This is a genomic window from uncultured Negativibacillus sp. (genome assembly GCF_944388365.1).
Taxonomy (GTDB): Bacteria; Bacillota; Clostridia; order Oscillospirales; family Ruminococcaceae; genus Negativibacillus.
In genome coordinates this window covers 1-8,693 of the sequence record NZ_CALXIN010000075.1, presented here as the reverse complement: position 1 = coordinate 8,693, position 8,693 = coordinate 1, and the positions used below count along the sequence as shown (strand labels likewise).

Annotated in this window: 10 protein-coding genes; 6 read left to right on the top strand and 4 right to left on the bottom strand. The window is 53.4% G+C overall.

The annotated features are described in order from the left end of the window. The first annotated feature begins 34 nt into the window (after window positions 1-34). Entirely contained in the window at window positions 35-322 is a 288-nt protein-coding gene (locus tag Q0L39_RS09200) for a helix-turn-helix transcriptional regulator (protein ID WP_296628586.1), read from the top strand. Between the two features lie 48 nt (window positions 323-370). Next, window positions 371-1,501, top strand: coding sequence for a GNAT family N-acetyltransferase (locus Q0L39_RS09195; protein ID WP_296628585.1), 1,131 nt, complete (start codon window positions 371-373; stop codon window positions 1,499-1,501). A 135-nt stretch (window positions 1,502-1,636) separates the two neighbouring features. On the opposite strand, the gene Q0L39_RS09190 is transcribed toward Q0L39_RS09195, so the two are convergent. Genes Q0L39_RS09190 through Q0L39_RS09180 form a run of 3 tightly spaced genes read right to left on the bottom strand, consistent with a single transcriptional unit; the run spans window position 1,637 to window position 3,085 of the window. Further along, complete coding sequence (locus tag Q0L39_RS09190) at window positions 1,637-2,299, bottom strand: sigma-70 family RNA polymerase sigma factor (RefSeq protein ID WP_296628583.1); 663 nt, start codon at window positions 2,297-2,299, stop codon at window positions 1,637-1,639. A 2-nt stretch (window positions 2,300-2,301) separates the two neighbouring features. Continuing rightward, the gene (gene spoIIAB / locus Q0L39_RS09185; protein WP_296628581.1) at window positions 2,302-2,739 is read right to left on the bottom strand and encodes an anti-sigma F factor; all 438 of its coding nucleotides are present in this window, start codon (window positions 2,737-2,739) and stop codon (window positions 2,302-2,304) included. Between the two features lie 40 nt (window positions 2,740-2,779). Next, window positions 2,780-3,085 carry an STAS domain-containing protein gene (locus tag Q0L39_RS09180; protein WP_296628580.1) on the bottom strand — a complete coding sequence of 102 codons (306 nt, stop codon included), beginning with the start codon at window positions 3,083-3,085 and terminating at the stop codon, window positions 2,780-2,782. A 253-nt stretch (window positions 3,086-3,338) separates the two neighbouring features. Between Q0L39_RS09180 and Q0L39_RS09175 the strand changes: the two genes are divergently transcribed. From Q0L39_RS09175 to hcp, 3 genes are all read left to right on the top strand, one after another. After that, on the top strand, window positions 3,339-3,866 hold the full coding sequence (locus Q0L39_RS09175; protein ID WP_296628578.1) for an HD domain-containing protein: 528 nt from the start codon (window positions 3,339-3,341) through the stop codon (window positions 3,864-3,866). 27 nt (window positions 3,867-3,893) lie between these two features. Further along, on the top strand, window positions 3,894-4,226 hold the full coding sequence (locus Q0L39_RS09170) for a cupin domain-containing protein (RefSeq protein ID WP_296628577.1): 333 nt from the start codon (window positions 3,894-3,896) through the stop codon (window positions 4,224-4,226). A gap of 73 nt (window positions 4,227-4,299) precedes the next feature. Further along, window positions 4,300-5,937 carry a hydroxylamine reductase gene (gene hcp, locus Q0L39_RS09165; protein WP_296628576.1) on the top strand — a complete coding sequence of 546 codons (1,638 nt, stop codon included), beginning with the start codon at window positions 4,300-4,302 and terminating at the stop codon, window positions 5,935-5,937. Window positions 5,938-6,005: 68 nt separating this feature from the next. Here the strand turns inward: hcp and Q0L39_RS09160 are convergent, their stop codons facing one another. Beyond that, window positions 6,006-6,488 carry a DUF2798 domain-containing protein gene (locus Q0L39_RS09160; RefSeq protein ID WP_296628574.1) on the bottom strand — a complete coding sequence of 161 codons (483 nt, stop codon included), beginning with the start codon at window positions 6,486-6,488 and terminating at the stop codon, window positions 6,006-6,008. A gap of 317 nt (window positions 6,489-6,805) precedes the next feature. Here Q0L39_RS09160 and Q0L39_RS09155 point away from each other — a divergent pair, with 317 nt between their 5' ends. After that, window positions 6,806-7,774: a hypothetical protein gene (locus Q0L39_RS09155; RefSeq protein ID WP_296628573.1), complete on the top strand. Its 969-nt coding sequence runs from the start codon at window positions 6,806-6,808 to the stop codon at window positions 7,772-7,774. Window positions 7,775-8,693: the final 919 nt, after the last annotated feature.

Genomic DNA, 8,693 nt, shown 5'->3' with positions numbered 1-8,693 from the left:
TCCTGCCGTATAACCAATTTTCGAGGAAAGGAGAATGAATAAAACCACCCCTTTCGAGATGGTTTTATTATACGTGATTTGTATGGTAAAAGACGCTGTCGTCCAACGCTTTTTGCAGCTGTGCGAAGAAAGAAACATCCGACCCAATGAACTGGCAACGCTGTCCGGTGTGACACCATCCACCGTATACAGCATGTTAAATGAAAAGCGCAGGGATGTTTCCATCGTCACCATCAAAAAATTGTGTGACGGACTGGACATTTCCCTTGCAGAATTTTTCAACACGCCCGAATTTGCATCCCTGGAACAGGAAATCAAGTAAAATCACTTCCCGCCTTACAGTGGCAGCAGACATAAAGGAGGGATTTCTATGCCATTGCATCACGTCGGCACGCGGACACTCACCACTGAACGTCTGACGCTGCGACCCTTTACACCAAATGACGCACAGGCGATGTTCGATAACTGGGCCAGCGACCCTGAGGTCACCCGATTCCTAATGTGGCCCACCCATCTGTCGGTAGATACCACCCGCACCATCCTCGAAAGCTGGCTGCCGCTGTACCAGGATTCCAACTACTATCACTGGGTCATCACGCTGGACGCTATCCCCATCGGCACCGTTGGTCTGTTTATTCTCAACGAAAAAGCCGGCGTGGGAGACCTCGGCTACTGCCTTGGCAAACGCTGGTGGAAACAAGGCATCATGAGCGAGACGCTGCAGGCGGTCATCGACTTTGCGTTTGGCACCGTCGGTTTTAACCGCATCCAAGCTTATCACTCGCTGGACAACCCTGGTTCGGGCGGCGTCATGAGAAAATGCGGAATGTCCTATGAAGGACGGATGCGCCAGAAATATTTGAGCACCCGCGGCGTGCTGGAGGACTGCGACCTGTATGCCATCCTCAAAGCCGATTGGGAACAGCAAAAGCAGCTGCCGCATCACGTCGGCACGCGGACACTCACCACCGAACGTCTGACGCTGCGAAGATACACCGAGGACGACGAAGCCACGATGTTTGACCACATCAGCCAGCTGCATCAGACCTCGCCCTTTTCCGGCTGGCAGCCGGTTTATTCCCGCGAGGAAGCCCAGCAGGGCTTTGCAAACCATATTCTCGCCCAGTATGAGCGGCCCGACTTTTACCGCTGGTGCATCTGCATGGGAGAGCAGTTTGTCGGAAACATCACGCTGACCATGCTGAGTGACACCAGCCTCCTCGCAGAGCTGGGCTACACCATCAATGCCGACTGGCGCGGAAAGGGCATCGCCACCGAAGCAGCCAGAGCGGTCATCGACTTTGCGTTTGGCACCGTCTGCCTCAACCGCATCGAGGCAACCTGTGCCGTGGAAAATGTCGCTTCCGGCGCAGTGCTGAGAAAATGCGGGATGTCCCACGAAGGAAGGATGCGCCAGAAGTACCGCAGTCTGCGCGACAGATTCGAGGACTGCGACCTGTACGCCATCCTCAAAGACGACTGGCAGGCAAACCAAAAATAAACAGATACCAAAAAGACCGGACTTAAAAAAGTCCGGTCTTTTTGGGTGTTTGAGAGTTGATACGATTGGGTGTTGTATGTGAAAACCGACGGGCGGCGGATGCAAACCGACCCGCCGGTCAGGGGATAGCTCTGTTTAAACCAGCTGGGAGCGCAGCCACAGCAGTATCTTTTTTTCCCGCCGCGACACCTGCACCTGGGTCATGCCCAGCTCCTGCGCCGTCTGTACCTGGGTCTTGTTGCCAAAGTACCGCAGCTCGATGAGCCGGCGGTCGCGCTCCTCCAGCTGGCGCAGCATCTGTTTGAGTGAGATTAAGTCGGACAGCAGCTCCTCCGGCGAATCCACCGGCAGGTCGATCTGCGCGCTGTCCTCCTCGCTGGTCAGCGACACCGGCGGCGTGCCCGCTCCCAGCGCTTCGATGATCGACTCCTCGCTGACCGCAAGCTCTGCTGCCAGCTCGCTCACCGTTGGTTCGCGTCCCAGCCGCTTGCTCAGCTGTTCGCGCTGGCGCGCCACCTTCATCGAAAGCTCCTTCAGGCTGCGGCTGACCTTGACGGTGCCGCCGTCCCGAAACAGCCGGCGCATCTCGCCCAGAATCACCGGCACTGCATAGGTGGAAAAGCGCACGCCGCGCTCGGTGTCAAAGGCGTCGGTCGCCTTGACCAGTCCCATACAGCCTGCCTGAAACAGGTCGTCGTACTCGATGCCCTTGCCCTTGAATCGGTGGGCGCAGGCGTGCACCAGCCCGATGTTCTCCTCGATCATCCGGCTGCGCTCTTGCTCGGCTGTTGTGTACATGATTACTCTCCTTTGGAGACAATCCGCTTTTCCAGCACGACCGTCGTGCCCTTTTGCAGCTGGGAGGAAACCTTGACCTTGTCCATCATGCTTTCCATCACAGCAAATCCCAGCCCGGCACGTTCCTCGGCGGCGGCAGTGGTGAACAAAGGCTCCATCGCCTTTTTCACGTCCTCAATGCCGCAGCCCTTGTCCTTGATTTTGATGACGATCCGATTGTCCTCATATATATTTGCTGTTATGTACACCTTGCCGATCATGTCCCGATAGCCGTGGACGATGCAGTTGGTCACCGCTTCGGAAACGGCGGTTTTTACCTCGCCCAGCTCCTCCACCGTCGGGTCCATCCCGCACAGGAAGGCCGCCACCGCTGTCCTTGCAAACGACTCGTTGGACGAGCGCGAATCAAAGCACAGGCGCATCGTATTGATTGCTTTCATTGACAAAACCTCCACCGAAGCTCATTTTTCTGTCGCATATTTAATCCAGTCTTGCCAGCTTGTCCAGTCCCGCCAGCCGCATCACCTTTTTGATGGGCGCGGGCAGATTTTGCAGCACCAGCCTGCCGCCGGTTTCCTGCATCAGACGAAATCTTCCCATCACCAACCCGATGCCGGACGAATCCATAAAGGTCACCAGCGAAAAATCCAGAATCAGCTCCTCCGGCTTTGCCTGGATGACGCTCTGGTCGATGGTCTCGCGCAGTCCAACCGCGCTGTGATGGTCGATCTCACCCGACAGGCACGCCACCACCACGTTTTCTCTGATCTGTATCTCCACAGCCATCTGTGTCCGCTCCCTCCGTTTCGGTATGGCCTGTCCCGTTTTGTGGGTACGCGCTTATCATACACCTCCCCTTTTAAAAAACTGCTCGAATCCTGTCCGGTGCAAAAATTCTCCTCTCCATCGCCTTTTCCTCCAAAATTTCAGCGGGAAAAAGGCGATTTTGTTTGAAATACAACATACTTTCCGCCGACAATCGGCTATCATAAAATCATCAAAGCAACACTGTTTCAGATGAGGTCAGGAGGTTTTTGGCATGGAAGATTGCGTCAAACTCGATCAGATCACCCTTCGGATGGTCTCCCACGATGCCGGCAGTCCAAAGCGCATCCAGCATTTTCTCAAGGTGCACCGGTTTGCCCAGCTCATCGGCAGAGCCGAGCAGCTGGACGCGCACACCCAGTTTGTGCTGGAATGTGCAGCGCTGGTGCACGACATCGCCATCGGCCCGTGCAAACAAAAGTACGGCCGCTGCACCAGCGAACTTCAAGAGGTAGAGGGACCCGTCTGCGCACGGGCGCTGCTGGCAGAATTTGCGCTGGAGGAAGAGGACATGGCGCGCATCTGCCATCTGGTGACCCACCACCACTACTACGACCAGATCGACGGCATCGACTATCAGATTCTGGTCGAAGCCGATCTGCTGGTGAACATCTACGAGCAGCAGATGACGCCCGAAACGGTGCAGAAGCTGCTCACAGATGTTTTTCGGACAGAAACAGGAAAAAATCTGTGTAAAACCATGCTGTGTCTGAATAACGGGCAGCAAAATGCAGGAAACTGAGAATAAGCAAGTCAGGAGGCAATTATAATGAACACCAAAATGAAAAACATCAGCCAGTCGGAAGTATTGACCTTAAAGGAGGAGATCTCCTATCAGGAAGGACAGGTGGTCAGCAAAACGCTGGCACAGAACGATGCGCTGAGCATCACCCTGTTTTCCTTTGCCAAAGGCGAGGAGATCAGCACCCATAAGTCGGGCGGCGATGCCTTTGTCACCTGTCTGGATGGCGTCGGAAAAATCACCATCGACGGCGTGGAATACTTCCTCCATGAGGGAGAATCCATCGTGATGCCCGCCGGCCATCCACATGCCGTATACGGCGAGGAGCAGTTTAAGATGCTGCTGGTCGTCGTATTCTAAAAAACAGCGGACGCCCTTCCGACAAGGGCAGTTTGCATACGGGAAAAATACAATCAAAAGGAGAAACTACACAATGAATCAGATGTTTTGTTATCAGTGCCAGGAAACCGCAGGATGCAGAGGCTGCACAAAGGTAGGTGTCTGCGGCAAACAGCCGGACGTCGCCGCCATGCAGGATCTGCTGGTGTATGTGACCAAGGGCATTTCTGCCGTCGCTACCGCTCTGCGCAGCGAAGGACAGGAGGTTGAAACCCAAATCAGCTACCTCGTCACCCTCAACCTGTTCACCACCATCACCAATGCAAACTTTGACAAAGAGAGCATCAAGGCGCGCATCCGCACCACACTGGACACCAAAAAAGAGCTGCTTAGCCGCCTGCACAGCACTGCCAATCTGCCCGAAGCTGCCCTGTGGGACGGTGAAGGCGACTGGGAGGAGAAGGCTAAGACGGTGGGCGTTCTTTCCACCGAAAACGAGGACATCCGTTCGCTGCGCGAACTGATTACCTACGGATTAAAGGGACTCTCCGCCTACACCAAGCACGCTAACGTGCTGATGCAGGACGATCCCGATGTGGACGCCTTCATCCAGCGCGCACTGGCAGCCACCTTGGATGACCGTCTCAGCGTGGACGATCTGGTCGCATTGACGCTGGAAACCGGCAAGTACGGCGTTGCCGGCATGGCGCTGCTGGACAAAGCCAACACCTCCGCCTATGGAAACCCTGAAATCAGCAGAGTCAATATCGGTGTCGGCAAAAATCCTGGCATTCTGGTCTCGGGACACGACCTGCGCGACCTGGAGATGCTGCTCGAGCAGACCCAGGGCACCGGTGTGGACGTCTACACCCACTCGGAGATGCTGCCTGCTCACTACTACCCAGCCTTCAAGAAATACAAAAACTTTGTGGGCAACTATGGAAATGCGTGGTGGAAGCAGAAGGAGGAATTTGAGTCGTTCAACGGCCCGATCCTCATGACCACCAACTGCATCGTTCCTCCGAAGGACAGCTATAAGGACCGCATCTATACCACCGGCGCCGCAGGCTATCCAGGCTGCAAATATATCCCGGGCGCCATCGGTGAGAAGAAGGATTTTTCTCAGATCATCGAGCACGCCAAGAGATGTGCCGCTCCGACCGAGATTGAACATGGAGAGATCGTCGGCGGCTTTGCCCATGCGCAGGTGTTTGCGCTGGCAGATCAGGTAGTGGACGCCGTCAAGAGCGGCGCCATCAAGAAGTTTGTCGTCATGGCCGGCTGCGACGGACGCGCCAAGAGCCGCGACTACTACACCGAATTTGCAAAGGCACTTCCAAAAGACACCGTCATCCTGACCGCCGGCTGTGCAAAATACCGCTACAACAAGCTGGCGCTGGGAGAGATCGGCGGCATTCCTCGCGTGCTGGACGCCGGTCAGTGCAACGACTCCTACTCGCTGGCAGTCATCGCGCTCAAGCTCCAGGAAATCTTCGGTCTGGACAGCATCAACGACCTGCCGATCATCTATAACATCGCGTGGTACGAACAGAAAGCGGTCATCGTTTTGCTGGCGCTTCTGTACCTGGGTGTCAAGAACATCCACCTCGGTCCTACTCTGCCTGCCTTCCTCAGTCCCAATGTGGCAAAGGTGCTGGTGGAAAACTTTGGCATCGCTGGCATTCATTCCGTGGAGGAGGACATGAAGCTCTTCTTCGGCGAGAACGCATAAACAGGAAATAAAAAAAGGACGCAGCGTGACTTTCGTCACACTGCGTCCTTTTTTGAAACGTCAGTAATTTAAGCGGCGATGCTTCCGACTGGGAATGCTCTGCGGAAAACAAAGCGGACAAACGGGCCTGCCAGAATCAGCTGGAATGGCAGCGCCATGATAAAGTTAAACGGGATATTGTGCAGCCACTGTGCAAACACACCCGACCACATGCCGGTGTGGACACAGCCCTCGACAGCGCCGTACAGCGACATGATAATGACCACCGGAACCACCATACAGGTCGAGATGGTGATGACCTTGCGGCGCGGGCTGCTGTCCGGTTTGAGTAAAAGTCCAAAGGCGACTCCCTTTGCCAGCTTGGATACAAAGAACCAGTCGCAGCAGAAGGCAAAGACATAGGCGATGGGGAATCCCAGCCAGCCCTCCTGAACACTTGTCAGGGACAGTCCTCCCTGATGCAGCGATACGTTGTAAATGCTCATCCACAGCACCATGCAAAAACACATCAGCACCGAATAGATCAGACTTTCTCTTTTGTTTTGCGGCATAAAATATGCTCCTTTCCTCACAACTCACCTAAATTTTGCGTGCAGGGATTATTATAACAGACAAAATACCGTCTTCGTAATTGTGAGTTCTTCCAAAATTTTACACCGATGCCCTTCTGCCCTCCATCTATTCTGCGCATGAGATTTTCCATTCGAAAATGTTTCATCTTCGCGCACGGGATGTTTACAATTTTTTCTCTTTTGGCTGTTCAAAATGTGATACAATGATTTACAGAAATAGCAGAGAATTTTTTCTGAGATTTCTGAAAGTCACACAACTGTCTATTCATCCACTTTTTATGGAGGGGGATTTTTCTATGAAATATGCCTTTTCACTGATGGCGCTGCTTGTCTGCGCTCTGCTGTTCACCGGATGCGACCGCAGCCAGCTCACCGCCGAAAAGCCGGACGACGAACAGGAGGTTTCGCTGGAGCTTTCGACCGAACAGCCGCAGGAGGACACCACCCACAGTCCTGACGAAACGCTGACCCTGCTGCGTCCGGACGACGAAACCGAAGCGGAAACAACCGAGCCTTCGTCCGAGGAAAATACTGAGGAGAAGCCGTCTGATAAGGACGAAACACCGGCTGACGAAACCGAACCTGCCACCGAACAGACGGTGGAAACACCGACAACCTCCGCTCCCATCGTGGGCAGCGAAACTCTGCCCTTTTCCTCTGAGCTGATGACCCGTCCCACCGAGGAGCTGACCGACAACCCGCAGAAGCTGGACACCCGCTTATATGCGGTCTTTCAGAATGTGATGGAACAAAACTTTTCGCGCAAAGAGGGAAAACTTTTTGTTTATCGTCTCAATGGGGATGGCACCGAAGGCGCCTATGAGCTGAGCTTTGACATTAACAACGCCTACGACGAAAAGGGACTGCTCAACAAAAATGCCGCTGTCACTGCCGAGATGAAATCGGGCGAAACGCTGGAATCGGGCTTTAATTACGGTCAAGGCAACCGCGAGGTATTCAGCACCTATGCACAGTATGCCGAAACACTCAACTGGCTGCGCACGCCGCTTTTGACCGACGGCTTTGCCCTTAAAAACTTTTCTGATTTGAAGCTCACCTCGGAGGACGGACACTACCTCATCGAGGCGACCTATCTGCCTGCTGCACTCGAAGAGCTATACGACATGGAGGAGGTCGTCGGCACCGTCACTGCCTATCTGCAGATCGACGCCGACGGCAAGGTAGAAGCACTGGGCTGGGAACAGATTGAAATGATCGACGACTACCCGACCAAGGTCGCCTGCTCGGAATATACGTTCCAATAACCTACCTTTTCTTTGCATAGAAAAGAGGACAAAATATGTTCCATATTTGTCCGCCCAAAAGAAAAGTATTCGGCTTCGCCGCAAAAGCAGGTAGTTTGTGCAAAAATTAAAGTTTTTGTCCACCTTCCGCCGAAGGCGAACAAAAAGTTTTGTCAACTTTTTCAAAAGTTGTCCAGTCCAGAGTGAAACTCTGGTCGCACTCCGCAGAGTGCGAAACACCTTTATCGTCAGGCGCATTTGGGGGTGAATGTTTCAATCCAAAATTTGGATTGAAACAGAGGGGGATTTTGCAAGAGAAAATCCCCCTTGACGGATAAGCGTTACGCACTTGCCAGAAAAACCTCCCAGTGGGAGGTTTTTCTGCTGTAGAACACGGTTTTGATTTGTAGGATGCAGATAGAGCCTTATCACCAATAAAAATAAAACGATAGAGGCTGTAAGGCTGTTTCGATGCTGCCGCACGTTTCGTGCGGTTTTGCGAAAGCAAAACAATAAATAAAAAAAACGAATATTGAAAATATTTACAAGAAAAAGGACAGGACTATCTACTGTCAAAAATCATCCACCGGATAATTTTTGAGGTCGCTTTCTACTGACAATCGGTTCATGGACCCCTTTTCTCTTGCAAAAGGGGTCCATACCCCCGAAAATACGCCTGACGATAAAGGCTTTTCGCCTTCTGCGGAAGGCGACCAAAGGCGCTGCCTTTGGAAACCGCCACCTTTTATAAAAGGTGGACGAAAATTTTCGTTCGCCTTCGGCGCGAAGGCAAGCACAGCATTTCCACACCCAACACCAAAAAAGGCACTGCCATGAAAATGGCAGTGCCTTTTTAATTACGCTATCTCACCACAGCGCCGTATCCCTGCGCCAGATGCTCCAGCACCTTTTCGTCGATGCCGCTGCGGGAATCGACAAA